General features: G+C 63.0%; 22 protein-coding genes. 14 read left to right on the forward strand and 8 right to left on the reverse strand.

Going from position 1 to position 22,700, the window contains the following annotated elements; translation table 11 throughout:
* Positions 1-54 precede the first annotated feature (54 nt).
* Positions 55-981 carry an ABC transporter ATP-binding protein gene (locus AC1RT2_RS19815; protein ID WP_493104664.1) on the forward strand — a complete coding sequence of 309 codons (927 nt, stop codon included), beginning with the start codon at positions 55-57 and terminating at the stop codon, positions 979-981.
* Entirely contained in the window at positions 978-1,739 is a 762-nt protein-coding gene (locus tag AC1RT2_RS19820; protein WP_069058985.1) for an ABC transporter permease, read from the forward strand. The genes AC1RT2_RS19815 and AC1RT2_RS19820 overlap by 4 nt, the downstream gene beginning before the upstream one ends.
* Positions 1,740-1,784: 45 nt before the next feature.
* Here the strand turns inward: AC1RT2_RS19820 and AC1RT2_RS19825 are convergent, their stop codons facing one another.
* Both AC1RT2_RS19825 and AC1RT2_RS19830 read right to left on the reverse strand, forming a co-directional pair.
* Positions 1,785-2,711, reverse strand: coding sequence for a pseudouridine-5'-phosphate glycosidase (locus AC1RT2_RS19825; RefSeq protein WP_069058984.1), 927 nt, complete (start codon positions 2,709-2,711; stop codon positions 1,785-1,787).
* Between the two features lie 46 nt (positions 2,712-2,757).
* Positions 2,758-3,705 (reverse strand): carbohydrate kinase family protein, encoded by a 948-nt coding sequence (locus AC1RT2_RS19830; protein ID WP_493104958.1) that lies wholly within the window; start codon positions 3,703-3,705, stop codon positions 2,758-2,760.
* A 230-nt stretch (positions 3,706-3,935) separates the two neighbouring features.
* On the opposite strand from AC1RT2_RS19830, the gene recA reads away from it, so the two are divergent.
* The 4 genes from recA (at position 3,936) to AC1RT2_RS19850 (ending at position 10,440) form a co-directional block, all read left to right on the forward strand.
* Positions 3,936-5,018: a recombinase RecA gene (gene recA, locus AC1RT2_RS19835; RefSeq protein ID WP_069058983.1), complete on the forward strand. Its 1,083-nt coding sequence runs from the start codon at positions 3,936-3,938 to the stop codon at positions 5,016-5,018.
* Between the two features lie 372 nt (positions 5,019-5,390).
* Positions 5,391-8,051, forward strand: coding sequence for an alanine--tRNA ligase (gene alaS, locus AC1RT2_RS19840; RefSeq protein ID WP_493104668.1), 2,661 nt, complete (start codon positions 5,391-5,393; stop codon positions 8,049-8,051).
* A gap of 111 nt (positions 8,052-8,162) precedes the next feature.
* Complete coding sequence (locus AC1RT2_RS19845) at positions 8,163-9,398, forward strand: GGDEF domain-containing protein (RefSeq protein WP_493104670.1); 1,236 nt, start codon at positions 8,163-8,165, stop codon at positions 9,396-9,398.
* 181 nt (positions 9,399-9,579) lie between these two features.
* Positions 9,580-10,440 (forward strand): AraC family transcriptional regulator, encoded by an 861-nt coding sequence (locus AC1RT2_RS19850; protein WP_493104672.1) that lies wholly within the window; start codon positions 9,580-9,582, stop codon positions 10,438-10,440.
* Positions 10,441-10,556: 116 nt separating this feature from the next.
* On the opposite strand, the gene AC1RT2_RS19855 is transcribed toward AC1RT2_RS19850, so the two are convergent.
* A complete protein-coding gene (locus AC1RT2_RS19855; RefSeq protein ID WP_493104674.1) occupies positions 10,557-11,192 on the reverse strand; it encodes a glutathione S-transferase family protein in 636 nt (211 codons plus the stop codon).
* A 115-nt stretch (positions 11,193-11,307) separates the two neighbouring features.
* Positions 11,308-12,522, reverse strand: coding sequence for an NADP-dependent isocitrate dehydrogenase (locus AC1RT2_RS19860; RefSeq protein WP_069058979.1), 1,215 nt, complete (start codon positions 12,520-12,522; stop codon positions 11,308-11,310).
* A 216-nt stretch (positions 12,523-12,738) separates the two neighbouring features.
* Between AC1RT2_RS19860 and AC1RT2_RS19865 the strand changes: the two genes are divergently transcribed.
* The 8 genes from AC1RT2_RS19865 to AC1RT2_RS19900 all read left to right on the forward strand — a co-directional run bounded on the left by AC1RT2_RS19865 (position 12,739) and on the right by AC1RT2_RS19900 (position 20,189).
* Complete coding sequence (locus tag AC1RT2_RS19865) at positions 12,739-13,314, forward strand: hypothetical protein (protein WP_493104676.1); 576 nt, start codon at positions 12,739-12,741, stop codon at positions 13,312-13,314.
* A 68-nt stretch (positions 13,315-13,382) separates the two neighbouring features.
* On the forward strand, positions 13,383-14,216 hold the full coding sequence (locus tag AC1RT2_RS19870) for an RNA methyltransferase (protein WP_444801099.1): 834 nt from the start codon (positions 13,383-13,385) through the stop codon (positions 14,214-14,216).
* 16 nt (positions 14,217-14,232) lie between these two features.
* Complete coding sequence (murI, locus tag AC1RT2_RS19875) at positions 14,233-14,994, forward strand: glutamate racemase (RefSeq protein ID WP_069058977.1); 762 nt, start codon at positions 14,233-14,235, stop codon at positions 14,992-14,994.
* Between the two features lie 120 nt (positions 14,995-15,114).
* Positions 15,115-16,626 carry an ATP-binding protein gene (locus AC1RT2_RS19880; protein WP_493104679.1) on the forward strand — a complete coding sequence of 504 codons (1,512 nt, stop codon included), beginning with the start codon at positions 15,115-15,117 and terminating at the stop codon, positions 16,624-16,626.
* Positions 16,627-16,848: 222 nt separating this feature from the next.
* A complete protein-coding gene (rpsD, locus tag AC1RT2_RS19885) occupies positions 16,849-17,466 on the forward strand; it encodes a 30S ribosomal protein S4 (RefSeq protein WP_069058975.1) in 618 nt (205 codons plus the stop codon).
* Positions 17,467-17,537: 71 nt separating this feature from the next.
* A complete protein-coding gene (locus AC1RT2_RS19890; RefSeq protein ID WP_069058974.1) occupies positions 17,538-18,464 on the forward strand; it encodes a glutaminase in 927 nt (308 codons plus the stop codon).
* A 43-nt stretch (positions 18,465-18,507) separates the two neighbouring features.
* Positions 18,508-19,368, forward strand: coding sequence for a tRNA 2-thiocytidine(32) synthetase TtcA (gene ttcA / locus AC1RT2_RS19895; protein ID WP_493104682.1), 861 nt, complete (start codon positions 18,508-18,510; stop codon positions 19,366-19,368).
* Entirely contained in the window at positions 19,365-20,189 is an 825-nt protein-coding gene (locus tag AC1RT2_RS19900; RefSeq protein WP_493104684.1) for an inositol monophosphatase family protein, read from the forward strand. The genes ttcA and AC1RT2_RS19900 overlap by 4 nt, the downstream gene beginning before the upstream one ends.
* A gap of 177 nt (positions 20,190-20,366) precedes the next feature.
* Here AC1RT2_RS19900 and AC1RT2_RS19905 read toward each other — a convergent pair whose 3' ends face one another.
* From AC1RT2_RS19905 to AC1RT2_RS19920, 4 genes are all read right to left on the reverse strand, one after another.
* Complete coding sequence (locus AC1RT2_RS19905; protein WP_493104960.1) at positions 20,367-21,572, reverse strand: multidrug effflux MFS transporter; 1,206 nt, start codon at positions 21,570-21,572, stop codon at positions 20,367-20,369.
* Between the two features lie 125 nt (positions 21,573-21,697).
* Positions 21,698-22,033, reverse strand: a complete 336-nt coding sequence (gene grxD / locus AC1RT2_RS19910) for a Grx4 family monothiol glutaredoxin (RefSeq protein WP_069058971.1) — start codon at positions 22,031-22,033, stop codon at positions 21,698-21,700.
* Positions 22,034-22,190: 157 nt separating this feature from the next.
* Positions 22,191-22,454 carry a hypothetical protein gene (locus AC1RT2_RS19915; protein ID WP_493104685.1) on the reverse strand — a complete coding sequence of 88 codons (264 nt, stop codon included), beginning with the start codon at positions 22,452-22,454 and terminating at the stop codon, positions 22,191-22,193.
* Between the two features lie 6 nt (positions 22,455-22,460).
* Positions 22,461-22,694 carry a BolA/IbaG family iron-sulfur metabolism protein gene (locus tag AC1RT2_RS19920; protein WP_069058968.1) on the reverse strand — a complete coding sequence of 78 codons (234 nt, stop codon included), beginning with the start codon at positions 22,692-22,694 and terminating at the stop codon, positions 22,461-22,463.
* Between the last annotated feature and the right edge of the window lie 6 nt (positions 22,695-22,700).

Genomic DNA, 22,700 nt, shown 5'->3' on the forward strand with positions numbered 1-22,700 from the left:
ACACGCCATATAGGGTGTCCTTCCGCATGAAATTTCCTCATTTCGGACCATCCCATGGCGCCCATCGTCTCCATTCGCAATCTCACCAAGAGCTACGCAACCGGGTTCAAGGCGCTGAAGGGCGTCGATCTCGATATCGAGGAGGGCGAAATCCTCGCGCTGCTCGGGCCGAACGGCGCCGGCAAGACGACGATGATCTCGATCATCTGCGGTATTGTCACGCCGACCAGCGGCACGGTGACGGTCGGCGGGCATGACATCCTGCACGACTTCCGCCAGACGCGCTCCATCATCGGCCTCGTGCCACAGGAACTGACGCTCGACGCCTTCGAAACGGTGTGGAACACGGTCTCCTTTTCGCGTGGCCTGCATGGTTGCAAGCCCAACCCGGCGCTGATCGAGCGTGTCCTCAGGGAGCTCTCGCTCTACGACAAGAAGGACACGATACTGCGCCACCTGTCGGGCGGCATGCGCCGGCGCGTGCTGATCGCCAAGGCGCTGTCCTACGAACCGAAGGTGCTGTTCCTCGACGAGCCGACGGCGGGCGTCGACGTCAACCTGCGCAAGGACATGTGGCAACTTGTCGAGCGGCTGCGCGCCAACGGCGTCACCATCATCCTGACGACCCACTATATCGAGGAAGCGGAGGAGATCGCCGATCGCATCGGCGTCATCAACCACGGTCAAATCCTGCTGGTGGAAGAGAAGAAGGCGCTGATGGCCAAGCTCGGCCGCAAGCAGATGACCGTGGAACTTGCCGAGCCGCTGGCGGCGATCCCCGACACGCTGTCGCCCTTCGGGCTGACGTTATCGGAGGAGGGCGCGCGCCTCGTCTATGAATTCAATGCATCCGGCGAGCGCACCGGCATTTCGTCGCTGCTCGCCGCGCTGTCGCAGGCGGGCCTCAGGGTCAAGGACATCTCCACCGAGCAGAGTTCGCTGGAAGACATTTTCGTGGAATTGGTGGGAGAGGGCAAATGAACGTCGAGGCGATCAAGTCCATTTACGCGTTCGAGATGGCGCGCACGCGCCGCACGCTGCTGCAGAGCGTCGTCTCGCCGGTCATCACCACGTCGCTCTACTTCATCGTCTTCGGCGCGGCGATCGGCTCGCGCATGCAGGAGGTGGAGGGCGTATCCTACGGCGCCTTCATCGCGCCCGGCCTCATCATGCTGACCCTGCTCAACCAGTGTATCAGCAACGGCTCCTTCGGCATCTATTTCCCGAAATTCATGGGCACGATCTACGAAATCCTGTCATCGCCGATCTCGATGACGGAGATCATCATCGGCTATGTCGGGGCGGCGGCGACGAAGGGACTGATCGTCGGCACGATCATCCTCATCACCGCCTCGTTCTTCGTCGACATATCGATCAAGCATCCGTTCATGATGGTGCTGTTCTTCGTGCTGACGGCGGTGACCTTCAGCCTGTTCGGCTTCATGATCGGCATCTGGGCGAAAGATTTCGAGCAGCTGAACCTCTTCCCCATGCTCATCGTGCCGCCTTTGGTCTTCCTCGGCGGCAGCTTCTACTCGATCGACATGCTGCCACCCTTCTGGCAGACCGTCAGCCACTTCAACCCGGTGCTCTACCTGGTCTCGGGTTTCCGATGGAGTTTCTACGAGATCGCCGACGTGAACCCCATCGTCAGCCTGGTAACGGTGCTGGGCTTCCTGGTGGTGTGCCTGTCGATCACGGCGTGGATCTTCAAGACAGGGTACAAGCTGAAGAACTGAAGACGGAGAGGATGCGGCCGGTGCAAACCGGCCGCTTGCGCAAATTCAGTTCACGAGCGCGACGGCGATTTCCGCCGCCAGACGCGCGTTGTTTTCCACGAGCGCGATGTTCGTCTTCAGGCTGCGGCCATCCGTCAGGTGGAACAGGCTGTCGAGCAGGTAGGGCGTGACGGCCTTGCCGGCGATCTCGTCGCGCTCGGCATTGTCGAGCGCACGAGCGATGTAGATCTCCATCTCCTCGCGCTCGATCTCGTCGGCCTCCGGCACCGGGTTGGCAATCAGCATGCCGCCGTCGATGCCGAGCTGGTCGCGTACCGTCTGGAAATTGGCGATCGCCGCCGGGCTGTTCAGCGTCAGCGGGCTCTTGATGCCCGAATCGCGCGACCAGAAGGCCGGAAAGATCGGGCTGTCATAGGTCACCACCGGCACGCCGCGCGTTTCCAGCACTTCCAGCGTCTTCGGAATGTCAAGGATCGCCTTGGCGCCGGCGCAGACGACGATGACGCCGGTGCGCGACAGTTCGTCGAGATCGGCGGAAATGTCGAACGTCTCTTCCGCCTTGCGGTGCACGCCGCCGATGCCGCCCGTCGCAAAGACCTTGATGCCGGCGCGTGCCGCGCCGATCATCGTTGCGGCCACCGTCGTGGCGCCGGTGCGACGCTCGGCGATCGCGAAGGCCAGGTCGGCGCGCGAAAGCTTCATCGCGCCCTGGGTCTGCGCGAGCGTCTCCAGTTCTGCATCCTCGAGGCCGATATGCAGCACGCCGTCGATGACGGCGATGGTCGCCGGCACGGCGCCTTCCTCACGGATGATGCGCTCGACGCTGCGCGCCATATTGAGATTGCCCGGATAGGGCATGCCGTGCGTGATGATCGTCGATTCGAGCGCGACGAGCGGCGCACCACGGTCCCTGGCGGCGGCGACTTCGGTCGAAAACTGCACCGGCAGGAGGGGGGATACGGGTCGGGTCATGCTGTGTCCTTGCAGTTCTTTGGGCGGGAATTCAGGCAAAAGAGTCTCATGCCATTCCTTCGGCGTCGGGTACAAGAGAAAGTGCATCCGCAAGGGCTGCCTGCGACAATTCTTCAGCGGCGGCGAGGGGCGAGCGCACGGTGATTGCCGCTGCTGCCACCCCGCGGCGCAACGCTTCGCCGATGGGCGAGCCGGCAAGCCAGGAGCTGAGAAAACCGGAGGCGAGCGAATCGCCGGCACCCGTGACGTCGCCGAGTGCCGGTATTTCCGGCGGCACGACGAGGGCTGCCTGTGTGTCGTCAAACGCGATGACGCCTTTGCCGCCGCGCGTCACCACGCCGGCGGAAAGGCCCACCGCGCGCAACGCCTTCGGCCAGTCGGCGGGGTTTTCGGGTGTTGCACCCGTCAGCGTGCGTGCTTCCGCCTCGTTCATGAACAGGAAGGCGAGGGCGGCAAGGCTCTCGCGGAACCGCACCACCTTGGCCGGCGAAATCGCGATGCCGGCGATCGGTACGCCGGCTGCCGCCGCGGTGCCCGTCATGGCTGCCAGCGTTTCGGCCGGCAGGTTCGCATCGGTGAGGATGAGCCCGGTATCCGCCATCGCCTCGCGCACCGCCCGTTGCTGCAGGCGGCGTGGTGAAAACAGCCGGTAGAGTTCCATGTCCGCCAGCGCGATGACGAGATTGCCGTCCCGCTCGATGATCGCCGTATAGCTCGGCGTCGCCCGGTCGAGAAAGATGAAGGGCGTATCCTCGACGCCCGCGGCTTCCGCCGCAGCCGCGACGATATCGCCGTCCGCATCGCCGCCGCGTGGCGAAATCAGCCGCACCCGGTGGCCCAACCGCGACAGGTTGCGCGCCGCGTTGAACGCGCCGCCGCCCGCCTCGACGAACCAGGCGCCCGGATTGCTCGCCCCCGGCGCCGTTTCACCGGCGATGCGTCCGCGTCTGTCCACATGGGCCCCGCCCATCACCAGTATCGTCTTGCCTGTCATCATCTTCCTTTTCGCCCGCCGATTCGGCACTCGCGGCCGCTTGTCCCGGTGGGGTCGTCCATCGTCCTGCTTGGCGCGTATCCACCGAAAACAAAAAAAGAACACACCGGAGATTTGCAAATATATTCAAATCGTTGAACGTAGCTTGCAAAACGAGAACAAAATGTGTACATAGCATTCATCGGCGGCTTCATTGCCTGTCTTGCTTCAATAACCTAAAGGTGGACCAAATGGCACAGAACACTTTGCGGCTCGTAGAGGAAAAATCAGTGGATAAAAGCAAGGCACTCGAAGCGGCACTCTCCCAGATCGAGCGCTCCTTCGGCAAGGGCTCCATCATGAAGCTCGGTGGCAAGGACAGCATTATCGAGACCGAAACCGTCTCGACGGGATCGCTCGGGCTCGACGTTGCGCTCGGCATCGGCGGCCTGCCGAAGGGCCGTATCATTGAAATCTACGGCCCGGAAAGCTCGGGTAAGACGACGCTCGCGCTGCAGACCATTGCGGAATCCCAGAAGAAGGGCGGCATCTGCGCCTTCGTTGATGCCGAACATGCTCTCGACCCGGTCTATGCCCGCAAGCTGGGCGTCGATCTCGAAAACCTGCTGATCTCGCAGCCCGACACCGGCGAGCAGGCGCTGGAAATCACCGACACGCTGGTGCGCTCCGGCGCAATCGACGTGCTCGTCATCGACTCGGTTGCAGCGCTGACGCCGCGCGCCGAAATCGAGGGCGAGATGGGCGAGAGCCTCCCCGGTCTCCAGGCACGCCTGATGAGCCAGGCGCTGCGCAAGCTGACCGCCTCGATCTCCAAGTCCAACACGATGGTGATCTTCATCAACCAGATCCGCATGAAGATCGGCGTCGTCTACGGTTCGCCGGAAGTGACGACGGGCGGCAATGCGCTGAAGTTCTACGCCTCCGTTCGCCTCGACATCCGTCGCATCGGCGCCGTCAAGGAGCGTGAAGAGGTCATCGGCAACCAGACCCGCGTCAAGGTCGTCAAGAACAAGATGGCGCCGCCCTTCAAGCAGGTCGAATTCGACATCATGTACGGTGAAGGTGTTTCCAAGACCGGCGAACTCGTCGACCTCGGCGTCAAGGCCGGCATTGTCGAAAAGTCGGGCTCCTGGTTCTCCTACAACAGCCAGCGCCTCGGTCAGGGTCGTGAAAACGCCAAGACGTTCCTGCGCGACAATCCGGATCTCGCCCGCGAGATCGAGACGTCGCTGCGCCAGAATGCCGGCCTGATCGCCGAACGCTTCCTGGAGAATAGCGGCCCGGATTCGAGCGATACCGACGGCGAAGGCTGATCGCTGCGCAACGCTGGAACGCGTTGCGCCAAGCGGGCATGGGTTTTGCGAAAGCGACATGCGCAAAACAAAATGCGAAATTCCTGAAAAACCGGCCTCTTCTTCGTGAAAGGCCGGTTTTTTGATGTCTGGACAGGTGCCGAGGCGGGCGATAAAAGCCTTGAGTTCTCGCGCGCGCCCCCAAGGTTTTCGACCTTCCGCAAGATAGGCGGCGGCCGCGTGCAGTTCGACGGAATTCGCGGATGGATGGTCTTCCAGTGGCCTCCGGGCGGGCACTCCGGCCGGCGGGGCGGTTTCGCATCTGCTGTAATGCAATTGGGTGGGTAATGCGCCGTAGACAGGCGCAGACAGTGCAGAGATGAAGGACGCGATATGAACGGCGTGAATGAGATCCGGTCGACTTTCCTCGACTATTTCCGAACGAACGGCCACGAGGTCGTATCGTCCAGTCCGCTCGTGCCGCGCAACGACCCGACATTGATGTTCACCAATGCCGGCATGGTACAGTTCAAGAACGTCTTCACCGGCCTCGAACAGCGCCCCTATTCCAGGGCGGTGAGTGCGCAGAAATGCGTGCGCGCCGGCGGCAAGCACAATGACCTCGACAATGTCGGCTACACCGCGCGCCACCACACCTTCTTCGAGATGCTCGGCAACTTCTCCTTTGGCGATTATTTCAAGGAGCAGGCGATCGAGCTTGCCTGGAACCTGATCACCAAGGAATTCGGCATCGACAAGAAGCGGCTGCTCGTCACCGTCTACCACACGGACGACCAGGCCTTCGATCTCTGGAAGAAGATCGCCGGCCTGACCGACGACCGCATCATCCGCATCGCGACCAGCGACAATTTCTGGGCCATGGGCGATACCGGCCCGTGCGGTCCCTGTTCCGAGATTTTCTACGACCATGGCGACCATATCTGGGGCGGACCGCCGGGCTCGCCGGAAGAGGATGGCGACCGCTTCATCGAGATCTGGAACCTCGTCTTCATGCAGTTCGAGCAGATCACGAAGGAAGAGCGCGTCGACCTGCCGCGTCCGTCGATCGATACCGGCATGGGCCTCGAGCGCGTCGCAGCGCTCCTCCAGGGCAAACATGACAACTACGACATCGACCTGTTCCGCGCCCTGATCGACGCCTCCGTCGAGGCGACCGGCGTTCCGGCCGTCGGCGACGCGCGCGCCAGCCACCGTGTCATCGCCGATCACCTGCGCTCGTCCGCCTTCCTGATTGCCGACGGCGTGCTACCGGCGAAGGATGGTCGCGGCTACGTGCTGCGCCGCATCATGCGCCGCGCCATGCGCCATGCGCAGCTTCTCGGCGCCAGGGATCCGCTGATGTGGAAGCTGCTGCCGACGCTGGTCGGCGAGATGGGCCGCGCCTATCCGGAACTGCAGCGCGCCGAAGCGCTGATCTCCGAGACGCTGAAGCTGGAAGAAACCCGTTTCCGCACCACGCTGGAACGCGGCCTGAGCCTGCTGTCCGATGCGACCAACACCCTGGGCAAGGGCGACATGCTGGACGGCGAAACCGCCTTCAAGCTTTACGACACCTATGGTTTCCCGCTCGACCTGACGCAGGATGCGTTGCGCGCCCGCGAAATCAACGTCGATCTGTCCGGCTTCACCGATGCGATGGAGCGCCAGAAGGCCGAGGCCCGCTCGCACTGGGCCGGCTCCGGTGACAAGGCGACCGAAACCATCTGGTTCGAGATCAAGGAAAAGTTCGGCGCGACCGAATTCCTCGGCTACGACACCGAGACGGCCGAAGGCGTCGTCCAGGCGATCGTGCGCGACGGCAAGTCGGTCGAAGCCGCCTCCGTGGGCGACGAGGTGCAGATCGTCACCAACCAGACGCCGTTCTACGGTGAATCCGGCGGCCAGATGGGCGATACCGGCATCATCTCCTCCGACACCGCCAAGCTTTCCGTGTCGGACACGCAGCGCAAGGGCGAGGGTGTCTTCGTTCACATCGCCACCGTTGCCGAAGGCACGCTGAAGGTCGGTGATGCGGTCGCGCTGACGGTCGATCACGCCCGCCGCTCGCGCCTGCGCGCCAACCATTCGGCGACGCACCTGCTGCATGAGGCGCTGCGCGAAGTGCTCGGCACCCACGTCGCCCAGAAGGGCTCGCAGGTCGCGCCCGAGCGCCTGCGCTTCGACGTCTCGCATCCCAAGCCGATGTCGGCGGAGGAGCTGCGCATCGTCGAGGACATGGCAAACGAAATCATCGTGCAGAATTCCCCGGTCACCACGCGTCTCATGACGGTGGATGACGCGATCGCGGAGGGCGCCATGGCGCTCTTCGGCGAGAAGTATGGCGATGAAGTCCGCGTCGTCTCGATGGGCACCGGCCTTCATGGCGCCAAGGCCAACCGCGCCTATTCGGTGGAGCTCTGTGGTGGCACGCATGTGGCCGCGACCGGCGAGATCGGCCTCGTGCGCATCGTTTCCGAAAGCGCCGTCGGCTCCGGCGTGCGTCGTCTGGAAGCACTGACGGGTGAGGCGGCACGCGCCTATCTTGCCGAACAGGACGAACGCGTGAAGACGCTTGCGACAGTGCTCAAGGCTCAGCCGAGCGAAGTGCTCGCCCGCGTCGAGGCGCTGGTGGACGAACGCCGCAAGCTGGAACGCGAGCTGACGGAAGCGAAGAAGAAGCTGGCCCTCTCCAGCGGTCCTGCCGGCGGCGATGACGGCGTGCGGGATGTCTCGGGCACAAAATATCTCGGCAAGGTCGTCACCGGCGTCGAGCCGAAGGACCTGAAGAGCCTGGCGGACGAGGGCAAGAAGAGCCTCGGTTCCGGCGTCGTTACCTTCGTCGGTGTCTCGGCGGATGGCAAGGCAAGCGCCGTGGTCGCCGTCACGGACGACCTGACAGGCCGTTTCAGCGCCGTGGACCTGGTGCGCCGCGCCTCCGAAGCGCTCGGCGGCAAGGGCGGCGGCGGGCGTCCCGACATGGCGCAGGCTGGCGGCCCTGACGGTACGAAGGCCGCAGATGCCATCGAGGCGGTTGCCGCGGCCATCGGCGGCTGATCCACCGGTATCCATGGCTGTATCGATACGACGGCGGGCTCAGGCCCGCCGTTTTGTTTGCGAAGTCTTCAGGGTTTCCGCCTAGCATCCCCGCGCGCGGAGTTCAGTGTTTTGATTGAAGAATTCGTCAGCATATCGACCTTGATGATCTGCACGTTCCTGTCGACGATGGTCGTCGGGATTTTCATGCTTCAGGTCTGGCTCACCGACCGCCGCCACGCCGCAGCAGGATATTGGTGCCTGGCCATGTGGGTCGGCTCGCTTTGCACGATTCTCTTCGCACTGCGTCCCATCGGCTTTCCCCTCGTCACCGTCGGTCTCGGCAACGCGCTGGCCGCGTTCAGCTATGCGTTCATGTGGGCGGGCTTTCGCGTCTTCGATCGTCGCCCGCTCTATCTGTCGGTGGTGCTTGCGGGGCCGATTCTGTGGTGCGGGGCTTACCTGCTTCTGCCGCCGGTGGCCAACGACGTCAACAATCGTGTCATCCTGACGTCGATCATCATCGCCGTCTACTCCATCTGGATGGGACTGGATATCTGGGCGGGGCGCCGACATGAGCGACTGCCGACCCGTTCGATCGCCGCCTTTTTCTTCGTCACGCACGGCATCATCTATTCGCTGCGTATTCCGATGGCCATTGCCGCGCCGGCGGAGCTTGGCCATGGAACAGCCTATTCGGCCTGGTTTGCGCTCTTCTCCCTGGAGCTCTTCGCCCATACCATCCTGTCCGCCGTCGCCATGCTGGTGCTCATCAAGGAGCGTGGCGAAGCGCTTTACCGCCAGGCCTCGCGCACCGATACCCTGACAGGCATCGCCAACCGCGGCTCGTTCCTGGAGGATGTGCAGGCCCATCTCGCCCGCGGCGGGCAGGGCACGTTGATGATCTTCGACCTCGATCGGTTCAAGGCGATCAACGACACCCATGGCCATGTCGCGGGCGATGCGGTGCTCAAGCATTTTTCCGCGCGGGTCTCGTCCTGGCTGGAAGACGGCATGCTGTTCTGCCGTTTCGGCGGCGAGGAGTTCGCACTGTTTGCGCCCAGGCACGATATCGACCAGGCGGCGGATTTTGCCGAAAGGCTTCGCTGCGAGGTTGCCGCCATGTCGATTGCCCACGAAGGGCGCGAGATCGGCGTTTCCGTCAGCATCGGCCTTGCGGATGTCGCCGCTTTCGGTGCGGACTTCGACCGCCTGCAGTCGGCAGCGGACAACGCGCTCTATGCGGCAAAGGAGGCCGGCCGAAACTGCGTGATGCGATGGACGCCGTCCGAGGGGCTCGCCGATGTTGCCGAGCGCATGCGCGTGCCGGACACCGCGCCGGCCCTCAGTGCATCGATAGCCGGCTAACAACTGGGCGGCCAGGCGGCGATTTTCGCCATGGCACAATGGCCCGGCACAGCATCTTTTGCCCGTCTTTGTTATGATGGACGACGAGGCCGTGCAAAAATCGCAGGCCGCGGCAGAAGCGCAGGATTTGTGAAATCGCCTCATGCTTGATTGAATGCGTCCCGACGAGAGAGGCAACGGCATGAGCGAGAATGTGATCTGGGCCACCTACGAGAAGCGCCTGCTGCGCGTCTCCGCCTATATCTACGAACATCTGGAAGAGGATCTGGACCTCGACCGGCTGTCGGAAATCGCCTGCCTTTCCGCCCATCACTGGCACCGCGTCTACCGGGCCGTGCACAACGAAACGCTGGCCGCGACCGTGCGCCGGTTGCGTCTGCACCGCGCGGCCGGCGATCTGGTGCGCAGCGACCGCTCCGTTCGGGACATCGCCGCGCGATGGGGCTACCCCAACCTGCAATCCTTCACGCGCACCTTCGCGGCCGCCTATGGCATGCCGCCGGCGCGCTACCGGAAGGAGGGGCCGCATCGCGCCTTCGAACCCGAAAACGGCAAGGAGTCGCCCCACATGTACGACGTTACCATCCGCACCATGCCCGAGCAGGCACTGCTCGGTGTCCCGCATACCGGTTCCTACATGGGCATCGGCAAGGCCTTCGAAGCGCTCTACGGCGCGCTTTTTTCCCGCAATATCTTTAAGCCCGACATGGGCATGATCGGCGTATTTCTCGATGATCCCGATCTGGTCCCGGAGGAAAAACTCCGCTCCTTTGCCTGCGTGACGGCAGACGGGGATGTTCCGGCCGAAGCGCCGCTCGTGCGACGCACGCTGGCGGGCGGCGACTATGCCGTGCTGCGTCACAAGGGCCCCTATGCGGATATGGGCGCGGCCTATCGTTGGCTCTATGCCACCTGGCTGCCGGGATCCGGCCGCTCGATCCGCGACGAGGTGATGTTCGAAGCCTATCTCAACAACCCACGCGACGTCCCGCCGAACGAACTGCTGACGGAAATCTACCTGCCACTTCAGCCGGCGACCTGAATACAACGGGATGGGCGAGGGGCTGGCTCAAAAACCTGTTGTCGAGCGCGCCCGCTCGCCAACCTCAAACGTCATGGTCGGGTCAAGCCCGACCATGACGGAGGAGAGGTTTGTCTTCAGTCCTTCGCCGCCGCAAGCTGGCGATGCATCTCTTCATCGTCGATGGCGGTTGCGCGTTTGCTGGCCGGCCGGTCCTTGAGGCGGTCCCAATAGGCCTGGAATTCCGGCCGGGCCTCCAGCGTGCCGAATTGCAGGCCCCAGCTGATATGCGCGCCGACATAGACGTCGGCGGCGGTGAAGGTTTCGCCGGTGATGTAGGGATGTTGCGTCACGGCGAAGGAGAGGGCGTCCATCACCGATTCGTAGCTGCCGCAACCGATGCTGCGCTCGCGCTCCTTCGGTACATTCAAGGCGAAGGCCTTGAGCGATACCGCCATTTCCAGCGGCCCGGCGGCGAAGAACATCCAACGGTAATAGTCGCCGCGCTTGTCGTTTGGTGGCGCAAGGCCTGCGTCGGGGAAGGCGTCGGCCAGATAGGCGCAGATCGCGGCGGCTTCGCTGACGACGGTCTTGCCGTGCCGGATGGTTGGCACCTTGCCCATCGGGTTGATCGCGAGAAACTCCGGCGATTTCATCGTCCCGTTGAAGGTCAGCCACTCCGTGCGGTAGGGCGCGCCGACCTCCTCCAGCATCCAGCGGGCAATGCGCGCACGCGACATCGGGTTGGCGTAGAAAATGAGGTCCTCGGCCATGCTGTCCTCCTCTGCATGTAGCGAGGGGGAAGATAAGGCAGGGCGCTAGTGCCGCAAGAGTGCGGCAAAGAAAAAGCCCGGCGCGAAGGCCGGGCTTTCCAAGGGTTTTTTTGGCTTAGGCCGCCATGGCCTTCTTGAGGTTCTCGTCGATCTTGTCGAGGAAGCCGGTGGTGGAGAGCCACGGCTGGTCGGGACCGATGAGCAGAGCCAGATCCTTGGTCATGAAGCCGGATTCGACGGTTTCGACGCAGACGCGCTCCAGCGTGTCGGAGAACTTGGCGAGTTCCGTGTTGCCGTCCAGCTTGGCGCGGTGGGCAAGGCCACGCGTCCAGGCGAAGATCGAGGCGATCGAGTTGGTCGAGGTTTCCTCGCCCTTCTGGTGCTGGCGGTAGTGGCGCGTCACCGTGCCGTGCGCGGCTTCGGCTTCCACCGTCTGGCCATCCGGCGTCATCAGAACCGAGGTCATCAGGCCGAGCGAGCCGAAGCCCTGTGCCACGATGTCGGACTGCACGTCGCCGTCATAGTTCTTGCAGGCCCAGACGTAACCGCCGGACCACTTCAGCGCGGAAGCGACCATGTCGTCGATCAGGCGGTGTTCGTACCAGATCTTGGCTTCCTTGAACTTGTCGGCGAATTCGGCGTCGAAGACCTGCTGGAAGATGTCCTTGAAGCGGCCGTCATAGACTTTCAGGATGGTGTTCTTGGTCGACAGGTACACCGGCACCTTGCGCTGCAGGCCGTAGTTCAGCGAGGCGCGGGCGAATTCGGTGATCGAATCGTCGAGGTTGTACATGCCCATGGCGACACCGGCGGACGGGGCGTCGAACACGTCGTATTCGATTTCCTTGCCGTCCTCGCCGACGAACTTCATCGTCAGCTTGCCCTTGCCGGGGAACTTGAAATCGGTGGCGCGGTACTGGTCGCCGAAGGCGTGGCGGCCGACGATGATCGGCTTGGTCCAGCCGGGAACGAGGCGCGGCACGTTCTTGCAGATGATCGGCTCGCGGAAGATGACGCCGCCGAGGATGTTGCGGATCGTGCCGTTCGGCGACTTCCACATCTTCTTCAGCTTGAATTCCTCGACGCGGGCTTCATCCGGCGTGATGGTGGCGCACTTGACGCCGACGCCGTGCTTCTTGATGGCGTTGGCGGCGTCGATCGTCACCTGGTCGTCGGTGGCGTCGCGGTTTTCCATGCCGAGGTCGTAATATTCGAGGTCGACGTCCAGGTAGGGATGGATCAGCTTGTCCTTGATGAACTGCCAGATGATGCGCGTCATCTCGTCGCCGTCGAGTTCGACGACGGGGTTGGCGACCTTGATCTTTGCCATGGAGAGCCTCGTGTTTTGTAGGGGCTGGGCGCCCCGGATCGTGGACTTGAAAGAACCGTTTGGCCCTATAGCACTCACGACCCGGAAGGCAAAGCCAACCATAGGCGGAGGCGGTTTATTTTCGCACTGCGGAAGAATAAGTTTCGCCAAAATTGCGTTGCAGGAAGGTCCGCTCGCAGGCCCGTCCGGACCTGTCGTCATCCAATGGAGAATGCCATGTCGCGTTTCGGTTTCGTTGCGCTCGCCCTTCTGCTTCCGGTTTCGGTTCAGGCCGCCGATTTCAAGGCGCCGGTCGCGGAAATCCTGTCCGCGGCCACCGCCAACTGGCAGGACATGGGTACCGACACCGATACGCCGCCGCCCTATACCGACTATTTCAGCGAGGATTTTCTAAAGCGCCTCTACAGCAAGGATTTCGTGGCGAAGTACCGCGAGGCGGCAAAATACCCGGCCTATGAAGACGGTGGTTCGCCGTTCGACTATGACCCGATCATCGGCGGCCAGGACGGCTGCGCGCTGAAGGACGTGACGACCACCGAAGGCCAGACGGCGGCAGGCGCGGAAGACGTCACCGTAACCTTCGACAACAGCCATTGTTTTGGCGAACGCGCCGCCGACTGGCAGCCGGAAAAACTCGTCTTCAAGCTGGTCGAGGAAGATGGCCGCGCGGTCATCGACGATATCGAGCGCCCGAGCTTCGATGACGGTGCTTCCTTGAAGAAGGAACTGCTGGAGATCGCGCAGGAAGGTGCCAATGGCGGAAACGGCAGTGCTGCGGAATCACCGGAATAAATGACTTCCGCTTTTCATTTTCGGCCGTTTATGCCAGTGAGGCCCCTTCTTTCTAGGGAATTATGAGCATGGCAGGCACGAACAGCGAACGCACGCTGATCGCCGAAGGACCGGCGATCATCCTCGTTCATCCGCAACTCGGCGAGAATATCGGCATGGTGGCGCGCGCCATGGCGAATTTCGGCCTGGCGGAACTGCGCCTCGTCAATCCACGCGATGGCTGGCCGAGCGAGAAGGCGATCTCCGCCGCCAGCAAGGCCGATCACGTCATCGAGGCGGCAAAGGTCTATCCCTCGTTGGAGGAAGCTGTCGCCGACCTCGAATTCGTCTATGCGACGACGGCGCGCGATCGCTACGGCTACAAGGAAGTCCGCTCGCCGGTCGTTGCCGCCGATGACCTGCGCGTGCGTTTCCGGGCCGGCGAAAAGACCGGCATCCTTTTCGGTCGCGAACGCACCGGCCTTACCAACGAGGAGATTGCGCTCGCCGACGAATTGGTGACCTTCCCGGTCAACCCCGCCTTCGCCTCCTTGAACCTAGCGCAGGCCGTTCTTCTCATGAGCTACGAGTGGATGAAAAGCGGCCTTGCCTCCGTCGAGAGCACGCCGTTCCACGCGTTGTCGCAGCGGCCGGCCAAGAAGGAAGAACTGCAAGGCCTCTTCGACCATGTGGAAGAGACGCTCGATGCGCGAGGTTATTTCCGCCCTGCCGAAAAAAAGCCCAAACTGGTGGAGAACCTGCGCGCCATTCTGACGCGTCCCTCCTTTACCGGCACGGAGATCCAGGTTTTGCGCGGCATCGTTTCCTGCCTCGATCGTTTCACCCGCGAATCGCCTCGCGGCGCGGTCGATCCGAACCGCACACGCAACCGCCGGCCCAAGGTGCCTCGTGACGAACAATAGCGCAAAACCGGTTCTCATGTTCGACAGCGGCATCGGTGGCCTCACCGTGCTGCGCGAAGCCCGCGTGCTGATGCCGGAGCGGCATTTCATCTATGTCGCCGATGACGCCGCATTTCCCTACGGCCCCTGGGAAGAGCCGGCGCTGAAGGCACATGTCATCGAACTCTTCCGGAAACTGCTCGCGGAGCATGACCCGGAAATCTGCGTCATCGCCTGCAACACGGCGTTCACGCTTGTCGGTGCGGACCTGCGCGCCGCCTTTCCGCACATGCCTTTCGTCGGCACCGTGCCCGCCATCAAGCCCGCCGCGGAACGCACACGCTCCGGCCTCGTCTCGGTGCTTGCTACCCCCGGTACGGTCAAGCGCGCCTATACGCGCGACCTCATCCAGTCCTTCGCCAGCCAGTGTGACGTGCGGCTCGTCGGCTCGGAGCGCCTTGCACCCATGGCCGAGGCCTATATCCGCGGCGAAACGCTGTCGGATGAGGCGGTGCGTGCCGAGATTATCCCTTGCTTTGCCGATGAGAATGGCCGCAAGACGGATATCGTCGTGCTCGCCTGCACGCATTATCCCTTCATGGCGAACCTCTTTCGCAAACTCGCGCCATGGCCGGTCGATTGGCTCGACCCGGCAGAGGCCATCGCCCGCCAGGCCCGCCGGCTCGTGCCGCCGTTGGAGACGCTTGCGCCCGGCGAGGACATCGCCGTCTTCACCTCGCGCAACCCGGATTTTTCGACGCGGCGCCTGATGCAAGGCTTTGGCCTGCGCGTCGTCTGACGCGGCTTTCCCTGTGGGTTTTTCCAAAGCGGGTCGTGACGGGCGCGGATTTCGTGTTAGGGCTCTCCGGTTGCCCGGCGGCGGCCGGACGAATCACAAATTTCAGGAACGAGGAACGGCATGAAGGTCGGCATCGACATGGGAACGGTGCAGGGCGGCGCACCGGCCAAGCTCGATATCGAGGAACTGCTGGCGACGCGCCTGCTGGTGCAGGGCAATTCGGGCTCGGGAAAGTCGCATCTTCTGCGGCGCCTGCTCGAACAATCCGCGCAATGGGTGCAACAGGTCATTATCGACCCTGAGGGCGATTTCGTGACGCTGTCTGACCGATTCGGCCATGTGGTCGTCGATGGCGAGCGCACGGAAGCCGAACTCGTCGGTATCGCCAACCGCATTCGCCAGCACCGCGTCTCCTGCGTGCTTTCGCTCGAAGGCCTCGAAGCCGACGAGCAGATGCGTGCCGCCGGCATCTTCCTCAATGCGCTGTTCGATGCGGACCGGGATTTCTGGTATCCGGTGCTCGTCGTCGTCGACGAGGCGCAGCTTTTTGCGCCAGCCTCCGGCGGCGAAGTTTCTGAAGAAGCACGAAAACTCTCGCTCGGCGCGATGACCAACCTGATGTGCCGCGGCCGAAAACGCGGCCTTGCCGGCGTCATCGCCACGCAGCGTTTGGCAAAGCTTGCCAAGAACGTCGCGGCGGAAGCCTCGAACTTCCTGATGGGCCGCACCTTTCTCGATATCGACATGGCGCGCGCCGCCGATTTGCTCGGGCTTGATCGCCGGCAGGCGGAAATGTTCCGCGACCTGCCGCGCGGCGCCTTCGTGGCGCTCGGCCCGGCGCTGTCGCGCCGTCCGCTGCCGGTGACGATCGGTGCCGTCGAAACCTCCGCCCGCTCGACCAGCCCCAAGCTGATGCCGTTGCCGGATGCGCCGCAGGATGTCGAAGATCTGATCTTCACGCCCGACCCCGAGGAATTTTCCCGCCCGCTGGTGCGCCGTGCGCCGCCCGCGCCGCGCCCGACGACGGATATCCTCGCCGAACTCTCCCGCGCCCGGCCGGAGCCGGTGCAGACGGAAACGAAAGTCCCGGCGCCGGAGATTTCCGCCGAAGAGCGCGACGGCCTGCTCGACCAGGTTCTCGCCGAAATCCTCGGCAATCCCGATGCGGCTTTCCGGGCGGATGCCGAACTGTTCCAGGATTTCCTCGTGCGCTGCCGCATCCGTCGCGTGCCCGGCGCGCCGCTGTCACTTCCGGCCTTCCGTCGCAAGATGGCGGTCGCGCGTTCAGGGGTCGATGCCGAGACGGCGGCAACGGAGATCTGGGGCAAGGCGCTCGATCTTTCCCGCAGCGTCAGCGAGGATTTGCAGGGCGTGTTCCTGCTCGTCGCGCAGACGGCCGTGCGCAGCCTTGCCTGCCCGTCGGATGCGCGGATCGCGCGCGCCTATGGCACGCATTCAGCCCGTCGTGCGCGGCGCCTGCTCGGCTATTTCGAGGAACAGGGGCTGGTCGTCGTGCACAGCGATCTCGCCGGCCACCGAATCGTCGCCTTCCCGGATCTCGCCTGCGAGACGCTGCCGGGTGACGCCAATGGGCCGGATCTCGTTGATTCCCACCAGGATGCTGCGGAATAGGCGGTTTTTCCCGGCTCCGCGCGTTGACAATTTCATGAAACCCGCCTAATGACCCCGCCAACGCCGGGCAGAAATGTCCGGTGTTTCATTTGACATGTCCCGTGGATTCTCCGATCGCGATCGTGAGAAGCCTGTCGGAACCTCGAAAAGGTTCAGAGGAGGGCGTGTTTCCTTCAGCCGGCCCGGCAACGGGCGGGTATAACAAGACTAAGAGGAAATGCGATGAGCAAGCGCGCTGCATCCAAGTACAAAATCGACCGCCGTATGGGCGAAAACATCTGGGGCCGTCCGAAGTCCCCGGTCAACCGCCGCGAATACGGCCCGGGCCAGCACGGCCAGCGCCGCAAGTCCAAGCTTTCGGACTTCGGTGTTCAGCTCCGCGCCAAGCAGAAGCTGAAGGGCTACTATGGCGATATCCGCGAGAAGCAGTTCCGCGCGATCTTCGCTGAAGCTGAACGCCGCAAGGGCGACACCCCGGAAAACCTGATCGGTCTGCTCGAATCGCGCCTCGACGCGATCGTCTACCGCGCCAAGTTCGTTCCGACGGTCTTCGCTGCCCGTCAGTTCGTCAACCACGGCCACGTCAAGGTCAACGGCGTCCGCGTCAACATCGGTTCCTACCGTTGCAAGCCGGGCGACGTCATCGAAGTCAAGGAAAAGTCCAAGCAGCTCGTCACGGTTCTTGAATCCGTTGGCCTCGCTGAACGCGACGTTCCGGATTACATCGAAGTCGATCACAACAAGATGGTCGCGACCTTCGTTCGCATCCCGGTTCTCTCCGACGTGCCGTACGCCGTCGTCATGGAACCGCACCTGGTCGTCGAATTCTACTCGCGTTAATCGCGACGACGCCTTGCGCAATCTGGAAAAGCCGCCAAGAGATTGGCGGCTTTTTCTTTGGGGAACTGCTTATGGATCTTCAGGCCATCATCGAAGACATCCACGCAAACCTTTCGCCACGGCGCGGCGAGGGTAGGGTGGCGAACTACATTCCGCAGCTTGCCCATGTCGATCCCCAAAAATTCGGCATGGCGGTGGTGACGGTCGATGGTGACGTGCATCTCGTCGGCGACGCGGAAGAAGCCTTTTCCATCCAGAGTATCTCGAAGGTCTTCACGCTCACGCTGGCGCTCGGCAAACACGGCGAGGCGATCTGGAAGCGTGTGGGACGCGAGCCGTCCGGCTCGGCGTTCAACTCCATCGTCCAGCTCGAGCAGGAAGGCGGCATTCCACGCAATCCCTTCATCAATGCCGGCGCGATCGCCATTACCGACCTCGTGCTCGCCGGCCACACCCCGAAGGAGGCGATCGGCGAGATCGTGCGCTTCCTGCGCTACCTGGCGGACGAAGACGATATCATCATCGACCAGGCCGTGGCGCGCTCCGAGCAGGCGACGGGCTTCCGCAATTTCGCGCTCGCCAATTTCATGCGCTCCTTCGGCAAGCTCGATCACGCGGCCGAGCTGGTGCTTGGCGTCTATTTCCATCAATGCGCGCTGGCGATGAGCTGCCGGCAGCTTGCCAAGGCGGGGCTGTTCCTCGCCAATAGCGGCACCAATCCGCTGACCGGTCACCGCGTCGTCTCGCATATGCGGGCGCGGCGTATCAACGCGCTGATGCTGACTTGCGGCCACTATGACGGATCGGGCGATTTTGCCTACCGCGTCGGCCTGCCGGGCAAGAGCGGCGTGGGCGGCGGTATTCTGGCCGTGGCGCCCGGAAAAGCCTCGGTCGCGGTCTGGTCGCCCGGCCTCAACGACAACGGCAACTCGCTTCTCGGTTCGCTGGCGCTGGAAATGCTGGCGGCGCGCACCGGATGGTCGGTCTTCGGGGCTTGATTGTGCGGCCGGTTCGGGGCATTGCAGGCCCATGACGGCACCGATGACCCTGGCAATCGCTGAACCCGACGACGACACACCGGACGATGGTCGTCATCCGCTCTTTGCGGATGCACCCTCCAGCGTGTCGTTCAACAAGCTACGCAAGCGCCTGCTCCGGCAGGTGCGGCAGGCGATGGACGATTTCGCCATGCTGAAGGGCCAGAAGCGCTGGCTCGTCGGCGTCTCCGGCGGCAAGGACAGCTACGGCCTGCTTGCGCTTTTGATGGACCTGCAATGGCGCGGCCTGCTGCCGGTCGAACTGATTGCCTGCAATCTCGACCAGGGCCAGCCGAATTTTCCAAAGCACATCCTGCCGGAATACCTGAAATCGATCGGCATCAAACACCGCGTCGAATACCGAGACACCTATTCCATCGTGAAGGAAAAGGTGCCGGCGGGGGCGACCTATTGTTCGCTGTGCTCGCGGCTGCGGCGCGGCAATCTCTATCGCATCGCCCGGGAGGAGGGCTGTGATGCGCTGGTGCTCGGCCACCACCGGGAGGATATTCTAGAAACCTTCTTCATGAACTTCTTCCATGGCGGGCGGCTGGCCGCCATGCCGCCGAAGCTCCTGAACGACGAAGGCGACCTGATGGTGCTGCGTCCGCTTGCCTATGCGGCGGAAGACGATCTCGCAAAATTCGCCAGCGCCATGCAGTTCCCGATCATTCCCTGCGACCTCTGCGGCTCGCAGGACGGCCTCCAGCGCAATGCGATGAAGGCGATGCTGGCGGATATCGAAACGCGCATGCCGGGCCGCAAAGATACCATGCTGCGCGCGCTCGGCCACACCAATCCGTCCCATCTTCTCGATCCAAAACTTTTCGATTTCTCCTCCCTCGAAACGGTAAGACACGAATGACGACGACGATTGACATCAATGCCCTGGCGCTTGTGCTTGCACAGGCGGCCGAAGCCGAAATTCGCCCGCGCTTTCGCGCACTTGCAAAAGGCGACGTCCACACCAAGGCCGACGCGAACGACCTCGTGACGGTTGCCGACGAAGCGGCGGAGCGTTTCATCAAGCGCGAGGTGGCCGCGCAGTTTCCGGGCGTGCTGTTCGTCGGCGAGGAGTCGGTCGCGGCTGATCCGGCGCTTCTGTCCAAGCTCGGCGATGCGGAAACCGCCATCGTCGTCGATCCGATCGACGGCACTTTCAATTTCGCGTCCGGCGTGCCGCTGTTCGGCGTCATGGCGGCGATCGTCTCCGGCGGCGAGACGGTCGGCGGCATCATCTACGACCCGATGGGCGATGATTTCGTGATGGCGGAAAAGGGTGGCGGCGCCTGGCAGACCGGCGATCACCGCCCGGCCGTCAGGCTGAAGGCGCGGGGTGCTGCCCCGCTCGAAGCGATGACCGGCATGGCCTCCACCAGCTTCCTTGATCGCGATCGCCGCGCCCGCATCCTGGCGAACCTCGCGCAGGTCGCCTTCGTCTCGAACTATCGCTGCGCAGCGCACGAATACCGCACCTTTGCCGGCGGCCATCTGCACTACCTGATGTACAACAAGCTGATGCCCTGGGATCATCTGGCCGGCACGCTGATCGCCCAGGAAGCCGGCGCTTATGCCGCGCGTTTCGACGGCTCCGCCTACAAGCCGCACCATGTCGAGGGTGGCCTGCTGGTCGCGCCGGACAAGGACAGCTGGGAAATGCTGCGCCGCGACGTCTTCGTGGACTGACACGTTTCGATCACCAAAGAAAAAGGCCCGGATGCGGATGCATCCGGGCCTTTTTGTTTAGGAACACTCACTTCGCTTCTCGTCATCCTCGGGCTTGACCCGAGGATCCACCTGCACGCGCGGCATGGATGGTCGGGCCAAGCCCGACCATGACGGTGGAAGCGTCCGGTGCTGCCGTCAGACCGCCTTGTTATGCGGTTGGAACAGCTTTCCGCGTTCGGCGATCAGCACGAAGATCAGGCCGATGATCGAGAGTACGAAGAAACCCATGACCAGCGGCAGCGCCGTGCCGTTGAAGGACTGGCCGATGATCGCACCGATGATCGTGCCGCCGGCGGTGCCCATGAAGCCAAGCACCGAGGAGGCCGTGCCGGCGACGTGGCCGAGCGGCTCCATGGCGAGCGAGTTGAAGTTCGAGCCGATCCAGCCGAACTGGAACATCGACAGTGCGAACAGCACGATGAAGATCGCGAAGGGCACATGTCCCGGCCAGAGGAGCGTCAGCACGAGCCACAATGCGTTGACGGCGAGGAAGCCGACCAGCGCCCCATGCGACAGCCGCCGCATGCCGAACCGGCCGACGAGCTTCGCATTCACGAAGGACGACAGCGCCATGAAGGCCGCGACACCGGCGAAGGCGACGGGGAACCATACGCCGAGCCCATAGATGCCGACATAGATCTGCTGCGCCGAGTTGATGAAGCCGAACAGCGCCCCGAAAATGAAGGTGCTCGCCAAGGTGTAGCAGAGCGCCACGCGGTCGGTCAGAACGATGCGGAAGCCTTCGAGAACCGAGCGCACCGTGAAGGGGCGTACGTCGTCGGGGTGCAGGGTTTCCGGCAGGCGGACATACATCCAGGCCCAGATGGCCGCGGCCATGACCGCCATGAAGACGAAGATCAGGTGCCAGTCACCGAACAGCATGACGATCTGGCCCGTGCCCGGCGCGAGCACCGGCACGACCATGAACACCATCATGATCAACGACATGACTTCCGCCATCGCACGGCCGCCGAAAATGTCACGCACAATCGAGATGGTGATGACGCGCATCGCTGCAGAGCCGATGCCCTGGACGAACCGCAAGACCAGCAGTCCAGCGAAGCTCGGCACGAAGACGACGGCAAGCGACGACACGATATAGACGGCGAGGCCGAAAAACATCGGCGCACGACGGCCGAACCGGTCGGAAACCGGGCCGTAGAGCAGCTGTGCGAAGGCAAAGCCGATCAGATAGGCCGAGATGACATATTGCCGGTGGTTCTCGTTCTCGACGCCGAGGCTGGCGCCGATTTCCTGGAGGCCGGGCAGCATGATGTCAATGGCCAGCGCATTGAGCGCCATCAGCAACGCCATGAGCGCAATGAACTCTATCTTGCCCATGCCATTGAGGCGCTGGGCAGCTTCAGGGGTAAGTGCAGACATAATAACTATATTCCATGAAAGAGATAAGGCGCCGCTGGGGTGCGGCGCCTTTGAAAAGCTTGAGGTCGGAAGACCGTAAAGCGTCAGGCAGCGCCCTTAATCGAAATGCCCTGTTCCTGAAGGTGCGACTGCAATTCGCCCGACTGGAACATCTCGCGCACGATGTCGCAACCGCCCACGAATTCACCCTTCACATAAAGCTGCGGGATGGTCGGCCAGTTGGAATAATCCTTGATGCCCTGGCGGATGTCGGCGTCGGCGAGCACGTTGATGCCCTTATAGTCCACACCCACATAATCGAGGATCTGTACGACCTGACCCGAGAACCCACACTGCGGGAATTCCGGCGTGCCCTTGAGGAACAGGACGACGTCGTTGGTCTTCACTTCGTTGGCGATGAAATCGTTGATGCCGCTCATTGCAGTCTTCCCTAGCAAATCGGCTTCAAGGGCCGATGCGATAAACCGTTCGCCCTAGATAACAACCCCGGGTGAGAAATGCCAGAAGGCCCTCAGAAAAAATGCAAGGGGTAGCCTTACGATTTCGAGGGCTGTTGCGCGATCGCCGCGCCTCGATTTACCGGCTGCGCTGGCGCGAGCGGCTTGCCGCCGTGCGTCGGCGGCTGACCTGCTTGCGCGGCCGCCGGGCCGGCTTTTTTGTCGCCGGCTTCAGCGCCGCTTCAAGGATATCGCCGAGGATGCCGCCGGAGGCCTTCTTGCGCGTCGTTGTCCTGCGGCGCGTGCGCTTGGTCGTTGTCTTGCGCACGCCGGTCTTCTTCAGCACCTCTTTCAGGGCTGCGTCGACCACGCCTGAGACGAGTTCATCAAGGAGGCCGGCCATGGCGGCTCAGTCCGGGATCGAGGTTTGGAGGGCAAGGGCGTGCAGAACACCCCCCATATTGCCCTTCAACGCATCATAGACCATCTGATGCTGCTGCACGCGGGTCTTGCCGCGGAAGGCTTCCGCGACGACCTCGGCCGCATAGTGATCCCCGTCGCCGGCCAGATCACGGATGACCACCTTTGCTCCGGGAATGCCGGATTTGATCAGGTCTTCGATGTCGCCGGGTGACATAGGCATACGGAC

This window comes from Shinella sp. GW821-FHT11G07, assembly GCF_058808115.1.

Bases quoted from the DNA above. Each gene is read 5' to 3' on its own strand.
- AC1RT2_RS19815 (WP_493104664.1), top strand. From the start codon at position 55: ATGGCGCCCATCGTCTCCATTCGCAATCTCACCAAGAGCTACGCAACC.
- AC1RT2_RS19830 (WP_493104958.1), bottom strand. From the start codon at position 3,705: ATGACAGGCAAGACGATACTGGTGATGGGCGGGGCCCATGTGGACAGA.
- AC1RT2_RS19915 (WP_493104685.1), bottom strand. From the start codon at position 22,454: ATGGCCGGCCTCCTTGATGAACTCGTCTCAGGCGTGGTCGACGCAGCC.
- AC1RT2_RS19855 (WP_493104674.1), bottom strand. From the start codon at position 11,192: ATGGCCGAGGACCTCATTTTCTACGCCAACCCGATGTCGCGTGCGCGC.
- AC1RT2_RS19890 (WP_069058974.1), top strand. From the start codon at position 17,538: ATGGATCTTCAGGCCATCATCGAAGACATCCACGCAAACCTTTCGCCA.
- AC1RT2_RS19900 (WP_493104684.1), top strand. From the start codon at position 19,365: ATGACGACGACGATTGACATCAATGCCCTGGCGCTTGTGCTTGCACAG.
- AC1RT2_RS19870 (WP_444801099.1), top strand. From the start codon at position 13,383: ATGGCAGGCACGAACAGCGAACGCACGCTGATCGCCGAAGGACCGGCG.
- ttcA (WP_493104682.1), top strand. From the start codon at position 18,508: ATGACCCTGGCAATCGCTGAACCCGACGACGACACACCGGACGATGGT.
- AC1RT2_RS19850 (WP_493104672.1), top strand. From the start codon at position 9,580: ATGAGCGAGAATGTGATCTGGGCCACCTACGAGAAGCGCCTGCTGCGC.
- AC1RT2_RS19880 (WP_493104679.1), top strand. From the start codon at position 15,115: ATGAAGGTCGGCATCGACATGGGAACGGTGCAGGGCGGCGCACCGGCC.
- grxD (WP_069058971.1), bottom strand. From the start codon at position 22,033: ATGAGCGGCATCAACGATTTCATCGCCAACGAAGTGAAGACCAACGAC.
- AC1RT2_RS19825 (WP_069058984.1), bottom strand. From the start codon at position 2,711: ATGACCCGACCCGTATCCCCCCTCCTGCCGGTGCAGTTTTCGACCGAA.
- AC1RT2_RS19860 (WP_069058979.1), bottom strand. From the start codon at position 12,522: ATGGCAAAGATCAAGGTCGCCAACCCCGTCGTCGAACTCGACGGCGAC.
- murI (WP_069058977.1), top strand. From the start codon at position 14,233: ATGTTCGACAGCGGCATCGGTGGCCTCACCGTGCTGCGCGAAGCCCGC.
- AC1RT2_RS19920 (WP_069058968.1), bottom strand. From the start codon at position 22,694: ATGCCTATGTCACCCGGCGACATCGAAGACCTGATCAAATCCGGCATT.
- alaS (WP_493104668.1), top strand. From the start codon at position 5,391: ATGAACGGCGTGAATGAGATCCGGTCGACTTTCCTCGACTATTTCCGA.
- rpsD (WP_069058975.1), top strand. From the start codon at position 16,849: ATGAGCAAGCGCGCTGCATCCAAGTACAAAATCGACCGCCGTATGGGC.
- AC1RT2_RS19865 (WP_493104676.1), top strand. From the start codon at position 12,739: ATGTCGCGTTTCGGTTTCGTTGCGCTCGCCCTTCTGCTTCCGGTTTCG.
- recA (WP_069058983.1), top strand. From the start codon at position 3,936: ATGGCACAGAACACTTTGCGGCTCGTAGAGGAAAAATCAGTGGATAAA.
- AC1RT2_RS19905 (WP_493104960.1), bottom strand. From the start codon at position 21,572: ATGGGCAAGATAGAGTTCATTGCGCTCATGGCGTTGCTGATGGCGCTC.
- AC1RT2_RS19820 (WP_069058985.1), top strand. From the start codon at position 978: ATGAACGTCGAGGCGATCAAGTCCATTTACGCGTTCGAGATGGCGCGC.